The organism is Algibacter sp. L4_22, from assembly GCF_023473045.1.
Classification (GTDB): domain Bacteria; phylum Bacteroidota; class Bacteroidia; order Flavobacteriales; family Flavobacteriaceae; genus Algibacter.
Map to the genome: position 1 here is coordinate 151,829 of NZ_JAMCOK010000008.1, position 17,515 is coordinate 169,343.

Sequence of the window (17,515 nt, forward strand, 5' to 3'; positions counted from 1 at the left end):
GGCCAACAATATTTCGTACTGAAATATATTGGCTTTTTTAATGTAATATTATGATTAAATTGTTTTATAATGAACGTAGGTTCATTATCTTTGTGTAAAATTGATTAGATGCCACGTCCTAAAAAAAAGAGAAAAATTAATGGTCCGCCCAAAATGCTTGGGTTTAAGCCATTCGGAATTCGATTTTGTGAAACAGATCATGTTATCATGCAATATGAAGAATATGAAGCACTTAAATTAGTCATTTATGATGATCTCTCACAGGATGCTGCAGCTGAAAAAATTGAGGTTTCAAGACCTACATTGACTAGAATTTATAATAGTGCCTTAAAAAAAATAGGACAAGCCTTTGTGGAAGGCAAATCTATTATAATTAAAGGCGGAGATTTTGAATTTGACAAAGATTGGTACAAATGCAGAACATGTTTCAAATTAATTGATAGTGTTGAGAATTCCAAAAAATGTGATGATTGCTCTACCAATGAAGAAGAGGAATTAGTAAAATTAAATGAATAAATTATGCCAAATTTTGATTGCAAAGGGCCTGAAAATTTAGGACCAAAAACAGGAATGAAGTTAGGGAAATGTAGGAAGACAAAATTGGATGATTTTGAATATCCCGAAAACAGACCTTTTGGAAAAGGAAGACGAAAAAAATCTAGCAATAATAGAATAGTAACATTTAATTTGGAAAAATGAAAAGGATAGCAATACCGATAACAAAAAATAATACGATAGAAAATCATTTTGGTCGTAGTAAGTTTTATGAAATTTACACTTTTTCTAGTACAAATGAAATTGTAGACATACAGTTAATAGAGTCAGAGCATGGAGGTGGATGTAAATCGAATATAATTAACGTGCTGGCAGATGAAGGCGTAGGATCTATAATATCTGGTAATATTGGAGATAAGGCCATGAGTAAATTAGCAGCAGCAGGTATTGGTGTAATTCGCGGATACTCTGGTAAATCTGCAGATGTTATTCTAGAGTTTGTCGAAAATAAAATTTCTGATAAAGGTGGTTCTTGTCAACATCATAGTAAAAAACATAAAAAAGGTTTGGGATGTAACCATGAGTCTTAAAAAAAGAGAAACATTATTTTTATAATATTTATAAGTTTTTTTTGTTTGAATTTATAAAGTAAAAATTAAATCGATGTCTACTAGAGATACAAATATTATACAAGGAGAAAGGGTTAAACTACCAACTAAATACGGTCACTTTGAACTTATTCCATTTCAGGAAAAATTAAGCGGTCTTGAGCATATGGCATTAATAAAGGGTGATTTTTCTTCAAATGAAGTCGTTTTAACTCGAATTCATTCTGCGTGTGCTACTGGAGATTTATTTGGATCCTTAAGATGCGACTGCGGAGATCAATTAATTGAAGCAATGAAACTAATCGAGAATAACGGAAGTGGAGTAATTGTGTATTTGCAACAAGAAGGAAGAGGTATTGGTCTTATGAATAAGATGAAGGCTTATAAGTTACAAGAACTTGGTATGGATACTATAGAAGCAAACTTACATTTGGGGTTTGCTCCAGATGAAAGGGATTATCAAATAGGAGTGGGAATTCTTAGGGCTCTTGGTGTAAAAAAGGTAAACTTGTTAACCAATAATCCAGACAAAATTATAGGATTGGAAAAAAGCGGTATTCAAGTCGTTAAACGTGTTCCATTAATAATAAAAGCAAACTCATTCAATAAGTACTATTTAGATACTAAAGAAGCACATATGGGGCATCAGCTTAGTGAAGAGAAATTAGAAAATCAATGTTATGATAACTGATGTATTTGAATTAAGACCTCGTTACGGAGAAGTGGACCAAATGGGATATGTTTACCATGCCAATTACGTTACATATTGCCACCAAGCTCGAAATGAGTTATTACGAAAATTGGGCTTGGACGAGATTATACTCGAAAATAACAATATAATACTACCTGTAATTTCTTTTGAAATTAATTATAAGAAACCTGCCCACTATGATGAGCTTATTACGATAAAAACAATAATTAAAGAAATGCCAAAGGTTCGTTTTTGTTTAGAATTCGAAATAAAGAATGAAGAAAACATACTTTTGAGTAAAGCTAAAACAGCTGTTGTTTTTGTAGATAGTGAGTCGCGTTTACCAAAAAGTATACCTAGTTTTATTGAAAGTATTCTTGAAGCTAAGTTTGAATGTGGCGTTAAATAAAAATAAATGTTTTACTAACGAAATTGATTCAGAATTTAATTTATTTCTAGTAGTATAGAGAACTCAAACGCTTTATGTTTTAACAAACTTTCTACTTCTCATAATTATTGTATTTTTATGCCATAATGAAAAGAATAATGACTGATTAATGATATTTCAAACATCTCCCCTTAAAGCTATATTCTCAAAAATAGTTTCATATAAATTTCAATTTTTTTATTTAATCGCTTTTATACTAGTTGTTGGTTGCAAGCAAAAATCATTTGACGAGCCAAAAATATCATTGGCTTCATATCAAATTGAAGATGGTTTTGAATTGCAAGTAGCCGTTTCCGAGCCTCTTATAGAAGCTCCTGTAGCAATGGATTTTGATAATAAAGGTAGAATGTGGGTTGTAGAGATGAAAGGCTATATGCGTAACCTACAAGGTGTCGGAGATGAAATGCCAAATGGAGTGATTTCTATTATGGAAGATCTAGATCATGATGGAGTAGCAGATCATTCAAAAATATTTTTAGATAGTCTTATTCTTCCACGAGCAATTGCGCATGTTTATGGCGGTTTATTGTATGCTGAGCCACCTATGCTTTGGTTTGTAGATATTAAGGATGATAAACCTGAAAATAGAATTTTGGTAGATTCTTCTTATGCAGATGGAGGTAATGTAGAACATCAACCAAACGGGTTAATGATGCATTTAGACAATTGGATATACAATGCAAAATCTAAATTTAGGTATCAAAGGAAAAAAGGGGAGTGGTTAAAAGAGAAAACTGCTTTTAGAGGGCAATGGGGAATTACAAAAGATAATTTTGGGCGTTTATATTATAATACTAATTCTGTGCAATTAATAGGTGATTATGTGTTACCCAATACAACAAATAAAAACCTAAATTATAAAGGAAGCGCCTTGCAAAATAAAAGGTTAACTCCAAATCAACGTGTATTTCCATTACATGCTACTTCTGTAAATCGTGGTTATGTTAAAGGTGTTTTAGATAAAGACAGTGTGTTAGTAAATGTTACTTCGGCTTGTGGACCTTTGATTTATACAGGTGATAATTTTGGCTCGGAATTTATAGAAAATGCTTTTGTATGTGCGCCAGAAGCCAATGCTGTAAAACGTAATATATTAACTTTTGAATTATTCAAAGTAAAAGCTAGACAAGCTGTACCTAAAAAGGAATTTATTGTATCTACAGATGAAGGTTTTAGACCTGTAAATCTTAATAATGGACCCGACGGTAATATGTATGTTGTAGATATGCACCGTGGAATTTTACAAGATAAAGTGTTTTTGACTTCTTATTTGAAAAATCAATATGCTGAAAAAAAATTGGATAGCATTATTGGAATGGGTAGAATATTAAGAGTTATAAATAAACAGAGTGTCCCGAAAGAGATTATTAATATTGAAGAATTATCTGTTTCAGAATTGGTTGATTTATTGAGCCATAAAAATGGATGGTTGCGTGATAGAGCTCAACAATTATTAGTATTTAAAAATGATCCCGCCGCTATTTCCCTTTTAGAAAATGTTATTTTCGATTCTCGTAATAAAATCGCTAAAGTGCATGCATTGCATACTTTAAATGGCATGCAAGCCCTTAGTTTTAACACATTAGAAAGAGTTTTAAAACTAGAGAATGAAAGTAATGTTATTTGTCACGCTCTAGTATTAGTAGAAAGCCATGCAACACGTAGTCGTTTACCGCTAATGTTGGAGATTATAGAAGAGCTAACGGGGAAAGATAATCCAGAAGTAGATTTATATATATTAAATACTTTAAACGGATGGGGTCAAATTTCATCAGAAAAAGTGTTTCCAATACTGTCTAAACTTTCAGAGAAATATACTGATAACTTAGCTTATCAAGAAAGTGCAATAAATAGTTTAAGAGGCATAGAAGATGGTTATAAATTATATTTAGATGAAGAAAATATTGATATTTCAGAAAATAAATTAGATGTTATTTTAGGTGAAACCTTGATAAACAAGCAAGATAAAAAGAAGAAAAGAAATGTTACTAAAGCCTCTAATACTTCTGGTTATAAAATATTCAGAAATTTTTGTGCAACATGTCATGGTTTTAATGGAGAAGGTGTTGAACAGCTAGCACCTCCGTTAGAAAATTCGGAATACGTAACAGGTTCAACTAAAAGATTAACTTTAGTGTTATTACATGGTTTAGCGGGGCCAGTACATGTAAATGGAAAATTATACGAGCTAAATGGTACTATGCCTGGTTTGGCTAATAACCCCGCATTTACAAATTTGGATATTTTAAATATTATAAGCTATTTGCAAAGCACGTTTTCTAAAGATTCAGAAAGCATAAACTTGGATCAAATAAAAGCTTTGAGAAATGTAAAGCCAAAAGGGGGAGGTGTTTACAGTGAAAAGGAATTGTTAAATTAGATTTATATAATATGGTTTGGCTAAAGGCTTAGGTTAGATTTTATAATCTAACCTATTAATAACCTATAAAAAAAGAGCATTAGAGTGAAAGTGTTGAGTATTAAAATAAACTTTCTGGTTATTTACTTCTTTCAAGTATTTTTTTCCACACTATTAAAGCCAAACTTTCTGGTATATCTATATCCTCAAATCTAACTTTTTCACCTTCTTTTACTTCTTTTTTTATAGTTGCATTTGCAAGCAGACCTATAGGGACATGATTTAGGTTATTAGCAATTTCAACGGCTGTACCTCTTACATCAAAACTTCCTATACCTTTTTTGATTTTCTCACCAACTTTCAAATCACGTTTTGCAACAGCGGCTACACTAAGTTTAGGTTTTTTACTATTATTTAATAATACACCACCGCCATTTAATACGCGTTTTATTGTTTTAATAATTTCAAAATGACAAAGATGATACGTGCGTTCCAATACATAGTATGGACCTCCACCAAGTTTGTAATATTTTAAAGAATCTTTTTGATCTTCGTCGTGTTCTACCATAAGAAAAACACCTGCTGGTAATTTTGCCGAAAGTAAATAATCACTAACAGGGTAGCCTAATTCTTTTGCCTTATCTGCAAGCACAGAACCACCTTCAAGCATATTATCACTAGAAAGCTTTACTAATCCTTCTTGAATTATTCCTGCACCTAAACCATTGGCTACTAAAACTTGCTCTATTTCAACTTTTGTACCATCGGTGAATGAAGTAACCATTGGAAGGCTAAGGTTGGATTTATTACCCCAATAGGTCATGTCTTCTAGTGTAGGCTTTTCGTTTAAAAAACCTTTAATATTAGCATAGACTAATGGCTTGAAACCCATTTGAAGCGCCTCTTCGTGTAAAATAGCTTGAACACCCGGCTGATCACCTTCAGCTTCAGTTACTAATCCTTTATCAACAAAGTATGAACCTGTTGTTACATGAAATTCCGAGTTCATTGTAACTACAGGTATAGAAGCTTTTAAAATATAGTCGATAGTCTCGGTAGCATAAATAGCATCTCCGCTACATTCTACAATCAAGTCTGAAGTTTCTGTTAAATCTTCCAACGAATTTGTAAGCACAGCATGTTGTGCAAATTCACTACGGTTATGGATATTTGAACGTGTTAAAATACCAGAAATTTCATAGTCTTTATGTTCTGCTAATAACTTAGCTAAACCACTTGCAATAAAGCCAGAGCCGATAATACCTATTTTATATGTTTTCGGGATATTGGCATTTATAATTTCGAGACAATCTTTTAGAGATTCTCTCCAATAAGGTATTTTAAGATTGAAATCTTTTTTAATTTTCTCTTTACTTAATACGCTGTAATTTGGACGTTTTGCAGGAGTTGGATATTCTTCTGTACTAATAGGATTAACTTTGCATTTAATATTTCCTATTTCAAATATAGCTTGAGCAAAATCATATATGGAACAACAGCCTTCATTACCATAATTATATACTGTTACTGACTTTGATGGTTCTATATCTTGATCAAGTATAGTTAAAATAACTTTTGCTAAATCTTTTGCATAAGTAGGTGTTATAAGTTGATCACATACAACATTCAACTCTTTTTTACTTTTCCCAAGCTTTAAAATAGTTTTTACAAAGTTATGTCCCAAATGGCTGTATAATCGGGATGTACGTATAATTACTGAATTTGCAGGATTAATACGTTTGATTTCATCTTCTGCAGCAAGTTTTGACTTACCATATACACTTTGAGGCGCGGTTGTATCTTCTTCGTTAATAGGTGAATGTTTATTATCTTCATAAACATAATCAGTAGAAATATGAATAAGCCTAATGCCTTTTTGTGATGACAATTCAGCCATGTTTTTCACTGCTTCAGTGTTGATACGATATACAAGATCATGATGTTTTTCTGCATCATCAACTTTAGTATATGCTGCGCAATTGATAATAGAGTCTATGTTTTTAGATTCTATATATTCTTTCAGTTTTTTTGCGTCAGTAATATCTAATGAATCTCTATTTGTAAAGTGAAAAGTTACATCAGAAAAACAGTCTTCCTGTATTCTTACAAGTTCTTTAAGTTCTCTTCCTAACTGCCCATTACCACCTGTAATAAGAATGTTTTTATTCATATTTCCCTATTGTTTTCTCTATTTTAAATTAATGTTATTTTTCCATTACATCAAGGCATAAAAAAAGCTGCTTAATCATTGAGAGAATGATTAGAAAAGTATTTATCATTTAAATGAAGTGTTTCATGCAAACTTTAAAACTCCCCAAAATTTTCACATTTCACCTTGGTAATTTCAATAGAAAAACATTCCAAATATAGTAAAAGATGATTAGAAACCTAACATTTTTGAAATAGACACATTATTAAATAGTTCTAATAGAAAAGAGGAAACATATTCTAAATAATTATTTAATGCGACAAGATGTAGCAAATACACTTTGTATTGCTTTAGGAAATGTGAAAATGATTTTTTATCTCGGTATAGCTACTGTTAGTCGGTGTTTTTAATTATAAATAAAGGAAGAAGAGGAGGCTCTAATTTTTCAGAATTTAAGTTAAATAGATCATTGATGTTTTTTTTAAAGATATGGGCACAACAGAAAAATAAGACGAAGCAAGATTTTTTTTTAAGTCTAATACTTCATTTTTTATGTGTGTTACATGCTTTTATCCCATTCTTCTTTAAGAATACTGTACACATAAGTTCCTTTGCTTTCTCCATAAGATTGAATATTGTAATTTCTTAAAAGTCCCTCTTTTATAGCTCCAATGTTTTCTATTGCCTTTTGGGATTTTATATTATTTATGTCTATTTTAAATTCAACTCTTCTTAGTTTTAAATTGTTAAAACAATAATCTAAAAGTAGTCCTTTACAAATTGCATTAATGCCAGTTCCTTGAAATTTTGCACCAATCCATGTCCATCCTATTTCTAATCTTTTATTTTGAAAACTAATATTTCCAAACATGGTTAACCCAATGGTATTATTGTTTTCCTTGTTTATAATTATTAGAGGGTATAGTTCTTTTTCCTCTTTTGCTTTTAGGCAGAATTCAAAATAATGGGTTAAATCATTATTATTTTTTACCCTAGCTCCATATTCGCCTAATTCTTTATTGTAACTTATAAGAGCTATGGCATCCATATCATTAATGGATAACGGACGTAATAAAATTGAATTATTTTCAAGAATCAATTCAGATGAGAAAAATTTTTCTAAGTTCATTTATTTCATTGTATATAGCGCTTAGTCCAACTGTTTTATTTTATATTTCAGATATACTTAAATAACATATGTTATTAATGAAGTTGACTTATTTTAACAATAACAATAACAACAACAATAAGTTGTTAAGTCAGTTTTTTTAGGGCCTCAATAATCTCCTCAGGTTCAGAACGTGTTCTATAATCAACATTAACATAGTTCCATTTAACTATCCCGTCACTTCCCAATATAAACGTAGCAGGAATTGGTAATATATTACTATTTCCATTATTGATTTTTTCTAAGTCAAGATTGCGATCTACTCGCATGTGATCCAGCAAAAACTCCGGTACTTCCCAGGCAACACCATATTGTGATGTAATTTTTGCATCTTGATCAGACAATACAATAAATTCCATTTCACTAATTTCATTTTTTGTCATAGACCCATCAGGTACTTGTGGACTTATGGCAACTAATGTTGCACCTAGTTCATGAATATCGCTTAATCTGGCTTGTAAGGCTCTAAGTTGTAAGTTACAGTAAGGACACCAATCACCACGATAAAATGTAATAACGAGAGGGCCTTTATTTAATAATGTATCTAATGATATAGATTCTCCGTTAGGGTTGGGTAGCTCGAAACCTGGAGCTTTTTTTCCAATTTTAATAGCATTCTCTCCCTGTTGGAAAGCTTTTGCTTTAATAATAACATCATCAACGCCTTTCATGAAGTCTGGATTAGCTTGTCGTCCGGCTGCAATTTTAGCATCAGTTTGTTCTTTTAAATTTTTCATTATTTTAATTTAATGATATAAGTCGTTAAACGAAGTTAGTGGTTTTTCACAAAACCAAGTGGTAGTTTTAATCAAAATTAACCATTCTATTTTTGATTAATAAATAGACTTTTAAAAGTTATACGTGTTTTTAGGAGTAAATAAAAAAACAAAAGGCAAAGTTGTAGAACTTTAATTCTCGGTTTTTAATTACTCTCGTGTTTTTATCATTTTCTGAATTATATTGTACGTTTTACGTAAATCTTCTTCACTCATTTCTTGCATTTCTTCATCGTTTGCAGTGGCATGTTGTTTCCAATCCTCGAAAGACATTTTTTTAACTCTATTCATGTCGTCTTTAATGCCTTCATAATCTACGTCAAAATCTTCGGAGTTGAATTCTATTTCGCCAAGCATGTTTTCCTGCTCTGCAATAGGATAATTTGGTAAATTAAATTTGCTGTCTGGAATAGATATGTCAAATTTTACCGTTATAGCCTCTGTGGTGGTTGTAATTCCCATTAAGGTAGCAACAGTTTTTAAAGTAACTCCTTTATATATCCATTGTTTAATTCCCATGGTTTCCCAAATTTCACAATCGTATCCTTTATAAGTTTCTGTGCCTGTTTGCTTTCCTCCAATAGTTTTAAATATGTTTTTTCCAGCTTCTCCGGCATCTTTGTTGGGTTGAAATTGCTTGGTTAATTCCATAGCCATATTCTTTTGTTTGTAGATTTTTTTCTGTTTAAAATTTACATTATAGCTAACACTATTATCTAGTTTATTGATAGTGTGTGAACTAGTTGTATTAGTGGATTTGTTTCCAAGTATATTAGCAACTGTAGTTTGAGAAGTTTCTTCTTCTACCAGTTCAATAGCACCATAGTTTTTAAAATATTTGCTTCCGGTACCGGTACCTGTAATTTTACTACCCATTAACGCTCCTGCAATTGTGGTTTTATATTTAATAATACCAGATTGCACTTTATAGCGCTTTAGTTGCGTGTCTTGTGTTTCTGTTTTTGTAGAAACATCTGCAAACGTATTGTTTTTGTTTTCTTTACAACTCACTAGAAGTAATGCAAAGATTATTAAGGTATGAATTTTCATTTTATTAAGATTTATAAACTATAATGGGTTTGCTGTAACTTCTAATTCAGCAGTAACTTCAATGTTAAAGTCCATGTCTTCTTCAACGGCTGTACATTGTCCTATAATACCAACTGTAGTACTGTTATTATTTTTTAATAAATTAGCCATGGTATTCAGTTTACTTACATCTGTAACTTCAAAAATTGTAGTAGCATCAAAAGCTTCTTTTACAAAGAATTCTTCTGTGGTTAATGTAATAGTATCTGCATAAAAATCTACATCGATATAGCCTTCAACATCTCCAGAAAAACTGATGATTTTGTATGTTAATTTTTTGATTTTCACGTTTTTGATATTATCTAAATAATCATGTGTGTCATTGTTGTCTATACTTAAAACAACACTTTCGTCAATAGTTTCTTGATCTTGGTCAACGTGTGCAACAATGGTTGCTTTTACTGTAGTGTTAAAATCTACATCTAAGATGTCATCATCGCAAGATGTGAATGTGAAACAAATAAGTAATACCGTTAAAAATTTTACAGTGTTTTTCATGATGTTATTTATTTTAGAGTTTAAAATTGAATTAATTATTATAAATTATTTCTTGTAATTCATAGCGGTCGTAATAACCAAAATGTTCATCAGGATTTTCTTCAATGATTTTAGCATAAACACCGAGTTTATCGTTAATCATCCATAGTTTTTGTCTTACATCATCTTTAATAGCTTCTACAACAGTGCAATTAAATGAACCAGCAGCAGTTGTTATGGTTTCCTCACCTTGTATTCTAAACGTGGCCTCTTCTAATGGGTATAATTTGTTGTAATCATCAAACGAATTGATAGGGAATTCGGTGTCTTCAGGTACGTTATAGCTATCAAAACCTATAAATATATTATCAATATAATACGCTTCTTCGTCCATGTTAACCTCTACATTTGCGGTAAGGGTTTTATTTTCAAAAGAAGTTGTATCTGGGATTAAGCTTGAATGGGTATATACTAATTGTTTTACATTTAAGATGTCGGGTTTCATGGCACTCCAATCATTCCATGGTAGATTTTTTTCCTCCTCCTCATATTTAAAACCTCCATTTTCATTAAAAAAATCGTCTTGAGAAAACACCAAATGTTCTATTGTGTTGGCTTGATTTTCTTCTTTTATAAAAGCATATGTGACACTCTTATTTTCTAATGAAATTCGATTTTCAGAAATATGAATTACTTTGTTTAAACCTTTGAAATGCTCCATGGAAAAACCAATTAAGATTACGGTTTTATCTTTTTTATTGAACAACCATGTGCCTTTTGATTTGGATTGCATTCCATAATCTTTAGTGATTAAAAGAAAATTATCTGGAGATGTAAATGTTAATAGATGAATGGTGTCTGGGTTTTCTTCATTATTTAGTCGCCAAGACCCTATTAAACCAGAGTTAGCATTTTCTTTAGACACTTGATTTAAATCGATCTTGTTATAATAAACTTTTGCGTCATCTTTTAAAACAATTAATTCGGTGTCAGACAGTTTTAGAATTTTATTTTCACCATTAAAATCTTTGTCAAATTCAGATTTGGTTACAATAGAATGGTTTTTCTTATGGTATTCCCATGCGCCAACTTCTATTCCCATGGTAATCATTTTTCCATCTTTGTTGTAATTCATAACTTGGTAAGGAGTAATAACTTTATTCTTAACTTCAACTTTAGTGATGAGCCAGTTCCCTGTTATTTTTTCTTTTTGTGCATAAGATTGACCAACACATAGTATAAATACGGTAAAAAAAAGAAATGTATTTTTCATGATTAAAGACTAAAAAAATTATTAATGTTTGACTACTTAAAAGCAGTTCTCGTGTACTTAAAATAACAGGAGTACAAGCTTATTATTGATTAATAGCATTATATGTTTTAAGTCTGCACTCCTGCATCCCCCTAAATTTGTGTTACTAGTTACTCTTATTAAAAGAATGAATTCTTTATTACTGAGCGATTAGTTTATAACTTTCCAGGCTTCAGATTCTATATATCCCGTTATGCTATAGGATTGTAAATTAGGCCAGTCTGTGCATGTTCCGTCAAATGATATTTTGCTAGCTGATGTGCGTGTCAAAGTTCCTGATCTTGTATCATATAGGTTTTGTTCTGTTAAAATATTTACTCCAGGGTCACCATCATCAACCATATTAGATACATCACCAATTGTTGTTGGAAAACCGGATACTACAATTACTACTTCTGTACCTGTACCAATAGTGACAGTATTTACATAGTTGCCTTGGTCGTCTTTAATTAGACCCACTTCAGCATTTGTTCCTTCTAAGAAAAGTACACCATCTAAATAGATTTCATAGCTTCCTGTTTCTACTTCTGGGCTAGAGTTAGTGTCGTTATCACTACTGCAAGACGTGAATGTTAGACTAAATAAGCTAACTAATATTGCGATTAGTGTAATTGATTTTTTCATGATTTGTTTATTTTGTGATTATTATTTATGTTTTTTTCAATGTTAAGAAAGGAAGTTGAATCTATTTCTGTTTAAACGAAATGGATTTTAAAATCCAAACAAAACGCCTACGCTTAGTTGTAAGTATCCACCATTGTTTATTGCGTATTTAGCTTCGCCTAACCCGTATAAATTATCTGTTAATAGGTAGCGTGCACCCATACCTAAATTTATACCCGTATTTGTATCGCTTATAGAACTAGTTGATGTAGAAGGTTCTTCATCATAAGGGAAATCATAATCTGAATCGCCATAATAGATATCATAACTAGGAATACTAACACGCAAAATATTTATGCCCGCAATACCATAGATGTCGAGATCATCCGTTTTTGAAAATACATAATGTGCATCTAGATCAAATCCCATCCATTTTATTTCATAGGCTCCTTCTCCTTTTGGGAAGTAATAGTTAATGCCAAGAGATGCTTCCCATTCATCGTTAATTTGATAAACGCCTTTAGCAAATATGGCAGCTGAATTTATTTCGGTGGCGTAAGCTATACCTCCTCCAGCTAAAATCTTAGATTCTTGGGCTTCTAATTGATTTGTTGTTAATGCAATCATTGCTATAATTGCAGTTGCGAAAAATAATTTTGTTTTGTTCATGATTGGTTTTTATTTAATAATTAGTTTAAAATTTTACAAATTCTACGCGGCGGTTGTTGGCTTTTCCTTCTGGTGTGCTGTTGTTGTCAATAGGTTTACTTTCACCAAAGCCGTTAGATTTAAGTCGGTTTTCAGCAATTCCCATTGCTATTAATTTATCCATAACTGCTTTTCCTCTAGCTTTAGATAAGGTTATGTTTGTGTCATCTCCACCATCAGCATCTGTATGTCCTTCTACACTAAAGTTTAGCTCTGGTTGTTTTTGCATGAGTTGAAAAATTTTGTTAATAGGCCCCATACTTTCTGGTTTTAATGTTGCTTTGTTAACATCGAATTTGATTCCGTTTACAATAATTTTTCCTTCAGATAAAACGCAGTCGTAGTATTTTACACCACCTTTAGCGATACGGATATTTTTAATATATGTGGTTGAACCAGATTCTGAACGTATGGAAATACCTGTTGGGTTACCTTCTAGACGAGGAATGTTAATTAATCTAGTATCATCCATATAGGCTTTAAATTTACCCTTTGTATAAGCTATAGATATATGTCTCCACATAGGTACATCTACAACACCCCAATTAACATTTTCTCTACCTGGGTATCTCTTACTTGAATTTCCATATTCTAATCCATTTGGGTATAATTCTAAATCGGTAGTTTCACCACGTCTTTGATTTTTTTTATCAAAAAACTCGATCCAATATCTCTTATACTCTTGTTCTTCACCAAACCATACATCCATTTCTATTGTAAAAACTTCGGGTAAGTAATCTTCGCTTGAATTTTTTAAATAGGGAATTATTACACCACCATGGTCTAGATACATTATAACTGGTGTTCCATTAAATTCGGCAATTTCAGCACCTCCTTTATACAAATCCCAACGGCTAGGAAACTCTCCATTTTCTTCATCGGCACTTGGTCCGTCTTCAAAAATTACGGTATCGCCAGGTACAAAATCAAACTTATTCCAAACTACAGTTGGTTGTTGGTTTTTCTCTTTTGCGTTAGATTCAGTTTTCTTTTCGATAGTATTTTTATCAGAGTTTTCTTTTTTTGAAATGCTATCCGTTTTCGTTTTGTTCTCTGTGTCTTTGCCATCTATAGCATCTTCAACTTTGTCATATTCTTTATCAATTTTTTTATTGATCCGTTTTTCGGCTCTTTTTTCAGCTTCACGTTCTATTTTATCTTCTGCTTTCTTTTTTAACCGTTTTAAGAGCTGCGCATTTGAATTTTGAGGAATTACTATTAATAGACTAAGTACTATTAGTATCTTAAATAGAAATTTAGACGATGTTTTTGATTCTAAAGTTTTCATAATATGTGTTGTTGGTACTATAAATTTACAACGCATACGAAGTTGTTTTTGTGCTCAATTTGATTGTGCTACACCATAATTTGAATTCGTTAGTTTTTCGATGGAATTTGCAAATTATTGTTTTGCTTTCTAGTGGAAAGTATTAATATGTTCTTGATAAACAGGTAGAAGGGGGGTGTTACAGAAAAGTAACTATTTTAACTTGAACATTGAATTGTATCCTTAGTGTTTAAGTTAATATGTCGCAAGGGCATTATCATTGTATTAAAGATAGCTGTATGTGTTCAGTATAGTATTACGTAATTTGAATTCGCAAGAAAAGCGTTTGAATCTGACTTAAGAAACGACCTAAAACGTAAAGCGAACTTTTATAAACTATCTAATAAATTAATAAGGTTTTTCATTTGACGCGTAGAAATTGGAATTTCCTTTTTATTTTTCATAATAATAAAACCATGATCTGTTTTGTCTACTTTTTTTATGTGATTAAGGTTTACTAAATAAGATTGGTGTGGTCTGAAAAAGCCATATTCTTTCAGTAGACTTTCGTAATCTTTTAGGCTTTTAGAGACGAGTATTTTTTCATCGTCTTCAAAATAAAATGTAGTATAACTGTTATCGCTCTTGCAAAAATGAATATCGCTAATATCTACGATATGTATAGAGTGTGAGGTGCGCAATACAAGTTTTTTACTTTGGATTTCTTTTTTTAACGAATCCATTAAAACATTTACTTGTGATGCTGTGTGATCTTTACTTTTTATTAAATCTACCGCACGTTGAATAGCTTGTTGAAATTCTATTTCGTTTACGGGTTTTAAAATATAATCTATGGCACTAAATTTTATCGCTTTTATAGCAAACGAATCGAAAGCCGTAATGAAAACCACTTTAAAATCATAAGAAGGTAATTTTTGTAACAACTGAAAACCAGAACCATCTGTTAATTGAATATCTAGTAAAACCAAATCTGGATTTTCTTTTTGGATTAAGGCAATACCAAAGGTAATACTATTGGCTGTTCCAACTTGTTCAATATTTGGAAAATACTCAGCTAACAATTGGCTATTTACCTCTTGCATTGCAGATTCGTCGTCTATAATAATGGCTCTAATCATTGTTTAAAATTGGAATATCTATAATTACGCGTACCCCTGTTTGGTTTGGATATTTGTCTTTTAAATTTACTATTTCAAACTTAAAATCCTTTTTGTACTTCTGTTTAATTAATTTTCTTCTGCTTTCAAAAATAGTCATGGCCATCGATTTATAGCCTTTTTCTTTTGTACCATCATGAAATCCTTCTCCGTTATCTTCAATTATAAATTCAATCCAATCTATTTTATCTTTAATTGTAATATTTAACAAGCCTCCTTTATCAATATTTTTAAAGCCGTGTTTAATGGCGTTTTCAATAAAAGGTTGATTTAGCATTGGTGGAATTCTTATAAAATCTAAATCTAAATTTTCGTCATAATTTATAGTGTAATCAAACTTGTTTTGCTTGCGCATTTTTTCTAATTCAATGTAGTTTTCTATCATACTAATTTCATCTGCCAAGGTGATGCTTTCCGCGGTAGAATTATTTAGTGTTGCTCGCGTTAAGGAAGCAAACTGCGATAGATAACGTGATGCTTTACGTGCATCGTTTTTCATCATAAAATTTTGAATTGAACCTAAAGCGTTAAAGATAAAATGCGGATTCATTTGCGTTCTAAGCACCTGTAAACGTAAATTATTCTGTTTTAATTTTGCTTGCTTGTTTCTAATATTTAGAATGTAAAGTATAAGAAGTATTAGAATTATTAAAAAGGAAAGAATTACGATACCTGCTTTAATTCTTTGATTTTTTAGTTCATTTTCCGTAGTTAGTAACTCTATTTGCTGTACTTTTTTTTTGGTTTCGTATTCTGTTTCTAATTCTTCAATACCTTTTTGTACATTATAATCGTGTAATTTGTTTTCTAGTATTCGTAACGAGTCATTCCAGCGTAATGCTTCTTTGTAATTTAATAAAACCGAATTTACCTCATATAAAAGGCGCAGGGTTTTCTCGTGTTCCATAGAGTAAAAAGGAAGATCCTTTAACGTTGTGTTTTTTAAGGATAATTTAAGTGCTTTTTTATTTTGGCCTAATAATCGGTATAGTTCTGCTTTACTGTTGTTGTTTGAAATAACTTCATAAGGATCACTAAAATATTGTTCTGCTTCTATAAGTAAGTTTAAGGCTTTTTGGCTTTGGTTGAGGTCTCTGTATATATCCGAACTATTTCCTAGAGCTGCACTTATGCCTTTGTTAAAACCAACCTCTTTACTTAAAACTAAAAGCGTATCAAAATAGGCGAGTGCTTTTTCATTCTCGCCTTTTCTTACCGAAATAGATCCTAAATTATTATATATTTTAGCAATATCTCCAAGTGAGGCACAATTGTCAACATCCTTTAATTTGTAGGCTTTTTGAATGTAGTATTCCCATTTTTCAGTATTATCGGTTTCTTTAAAAATGGTAGCCATCGCAACATAGTGGTAACAAATACGCTCCATGTCTTTTGCTGTTTCCTTAATTTTTAAGGCATTAAGAGCATATTTTATAGCTTGGTTAAAATCCCCTAAATAATTATAATTGGATGCTAAATTCATGCTTATTTTAGCCATTTGGCTGCTGTCTTTTGTTTTTATAGCACTATTGTAGGCTAAGAGGTAGGTGTTGGTAGATGGTTTATAGATTCCTACTTGCCAATATAGGTTTGCTAGATAGTTACCAAATTCTGCAATTTGTTTATCATTATTGATTTTTTTTGCAATATCTAAAGCCGTTTTTAAGTGATCTATTGCTGTTTCTTTTTGGTCGTTATTATTAAGGTTTTTACCATATTCAAAATAGGCAGATGCAATTTTCAGGCTGTCGTTGTACGCTTTATCTATTTTGTGATTAAAATCTATTTTGATAGAATCTTGGATTTTGTTTGTATCGTTAAAAGTTGTACTCGTTGCGCATTGAGCAAGAAATGGAAGGAAATATAAGAAACAATTAATGAAGAGATGTTTAAAGCTGTAAGATGATGGTTTTTTTGAAAATTGAAAATTAGAAACATCAGTTAATTGAATATTAAGCAACATTAAATTAGGGTTTTGAGTTATAATTAATTCATGTTTGTATTCATTTTGCTTACGTTCTCTATTATTAGGAAAGTATTAAGATCGTATATAGACTGTTAATTCAGTGATTGTTAGATTCGTTATCTATAATAATTGCTTACGATTGACTATCTTACATAAATGTCTTGACCTGAAATATGACTACAAGTCAAAATTGATTATACCTTGATTATAGATATACCATA

The 17,515-nt window shown here is 31.1% G+C and carries 17 protein-coding genes; 6 read left to right on the forward strand and 11 right to left on the reverse strand.

Features of this window, described 5'->3' with window-relative positions; all coding sequences use genetic code 11:
* The first annotated feature begins 108 nt into the window (after positions 1 to 108).
* The 6 genes from M4I23_RS18040 to M4I23_RS18065 all read left to right on the forward strand — a co-directional run bounded on the left by M4I23_RS18040 (position 109) and on the right by M4I23_RS18065 (position 4,622).
* The gene (locus tag M4I23_RS18040; RefSeq protein ID WP_158851060.1) at positions 109 to 516 is read left to right on the forward strand and encodes a DUF134 domain-containing protein; all 408 of its coding nucleotides are present in this window, start codon (positions 109 to 111) and stop codon (positions 514 to 516) included.
* Between the two features lie 3 nt (positions 517 to 519).
* Positions 520 to 699, forward strand: coding sequence for a DUF5320 family protein (locus M4I23_RS18045; protein ID WP_158851058.1), 180 nt, complete (start codon positions 520 to 522; stop codon positions 697 to 699).
* Positions 696 to 1,085, forward strand: coding sequence for a NifB/NifX family molybdenum-iron cluster-binding protein (locus M4I23_RS18050; RefSeq protein ID WP_158851056.1), 390 nt, complete (start codon positions 696 to 698; stop codon positions 1,083 to 1,085). The genes M4I23_RS18045 and M4I23_RS18050 overlap by 4 nt, the downstream gene beginning before the upstream one ends.
* Positions 1,086 to 1,158: 73 nt before the next feature.
* A complete protein-coding gene (gene ribA, locus M4I23_RS18055; RefSeq protein WP_249755318.1) occupies positions 1,159 to 1,794 on the forward strand; it encodes a GTP cyclohydrolase II in 636 nt (211 codons plus the stop codon).
* Positions 1,784 to 2,203, forward strand: coding sequence for a thioesterase family protein (locus M4I23_RS18060; RefSeq protein WP_158851052.1), 420 nt, complete (start codon positions 1,784 to 1,786; stop codon positions 2,201 to 2,203). The genes ribA and M4I23_RS18060 overlap by 11 nt, the downstream gene beginning before the upstream one ends.
* A gap of 148 nt (positions 2,204 to 2,351) precedes the next feature.
* Complete coding sequence (locus M4I23_RS18065) at positions 2,352 to 4,622, forward strand: c-type cytochrome (RefSeq protein ID WP_249755319.1); 2,271 nt, start codon at positions 2,352 to 2,354, stop codon at positions 4,620 to 4,622.
* A 118-nt stretch (positions 4,623 to 4,740) separates the two neighbouring features.
* Here M4I23_RS18065 and rfbD read toward each other — a convergent pair whose 3' ends face one another.
* The 11 genes from rfbD to M4I23_RS18120 all read right to left on the reverse strand — a co-directional run bounded on the left by rfbD (position 4,741) and on the right by M4I23_RS18120 (position 17,291).
* Positions 4,741 to 6,771 carry a dTDP-4-dehydrorhamnose reductase gene (gene rfbD, locus M4I23_RS18070; protein WP_199269885.1) on the reverse strand — a complete coding sequence of 677 codons (2,031 nt, stop codon included), beginning with the start codon at positions 6,769 to 6,771 and terminating at the stop codon, positions 4,741 to 4,743.
* Between the two features lie 538 nt (positions 6,772 to 7,309).
* On the reverse strand, positions 7,310 to 7,879 hold the full coding sequence (locus M4I23_RS18075; RefSeq protein WP_249755320.1) for a GNAT family N-acetyltransferase: 570 nt from the start codon (positions 7,877 to 7,879) through the stop codon (positions 7,310 to 7,312).
* A 125-nt stretch (positions 7,880 to 8,004) separates the two neighbouring features.
* A complete protein-coding gene (locus tag M4I23_RS18080) occupies positions 8,005 to 8,655 on the reverse strand; it encodes a peroxiredoxin-like family protein (protein ID WP_249755321.1) in 651 nt (216 codons plus the stop codon).
* Between the two features lie 189 nt (positions 8,656 to 8,844).
* Positions 8,845 to 9,744, reverse strand: a complete 900-nt coding sequence (locus M4I23_RS18085; RefSeq protein WP_249755322.1) for a hypothetical protein — start codon at positions 9,742 to 9,744, stop codon at positions 8,845 to 8,847.
* A gap of 18 nt (positions 9,745 to 9,762) precedes the next feature.
* The gene (locus tag M4I23_RS18090) at positions 9,763 to 10,281 is read right to left on the reverse strand and encodes a hypothetical protein (protein WP_249755323.1); all 519 of its coding nucleotides are present in this window, start codon (positions 10,279 to 10,281) and stop codon (positions 9,763 to 9,765) included.
* A 31-nt stretch (positions 10,282 to 10,312) separates the two neighbouring features.
* A complete protein-coding gene (locus M4I23_RS18095; protein ID WP_249755324.1) occupies positions 10,313 to 11,533 on the reverse strand; it encodes a hypothetical protein in 1,221 nt (406 codons plus the stop codon).
* 189 nt (positions 11,534 to 11,722) lie between these two features.
* Positions 11,723 to 12,196, reverse strand: coding sequence for a hypothetical protein (locus tag M4I23_RS18100; RefSeq protein ID WP_249755325.1), 474 nt, complete (start codon positions 12,194 to 12,196; stop codon positions 11,723 to 11,725).
* 87 nt (positions 12,197 to 12,283) lie between these two features.
* Positions 12,284 to 12,844 carry an outer membrane beta-barrel protein gene (locus tag M4I23_RS18105; RefSeq protein ID WP_249755326.1) on the reverse strand — a complete coding sequence of 187 codons (561 nt, stop codon included), beginning with the start codon at positions 12,842 to 12,844 and terminating at the stop codon, positions 12,284 to 12,286.
* A gap of 25 nt (positions 12,845 to 12,869) precedes the next feature.
* Positions 12,870 to 14,171, reverse strand: coding sequence for an OmpA family protein (locus M4I23_RS18110; RefSeq protein WP_249755327.1), 1,302 nt, complete (start codon positions 14,169 to 14,171; stop codon positions 12,870 to 12,872).
* A 368-nt stretch (positions 14,172 to 14,539) separates the two neighbouring features.
* The gene (locus tag M4I23_RS18115; protein WP_249755328.1) at positions 14,540 to 15,289 is read right to left on the reverse strand and encodes a LytTR family DNA-binding domain-containing protein; all 750 of its coding nucleotides are present in this window, start codon (positions 15,287 to 15,289) and stop codon (positions 14,540 to 14,542) included.
* On the reverse strand, positions 15,282 to 17,291 hold the full coding sequence (locus M4I23_RS18120; RefSeq protein WP_249755329.1) for a histidine kinase: 2,010 nt from the start codon (positions 17,289 to 17,291) through the stop codon (positions 15,282 to 15,284). The genes M4I23_RS18115 and M4I23_RS18120 overlap by 8 nt, the downstream gene beginning before the upstream one ends.
* Positions 17,292 to 17,515 lie beyond the last annotated feature (224 nt).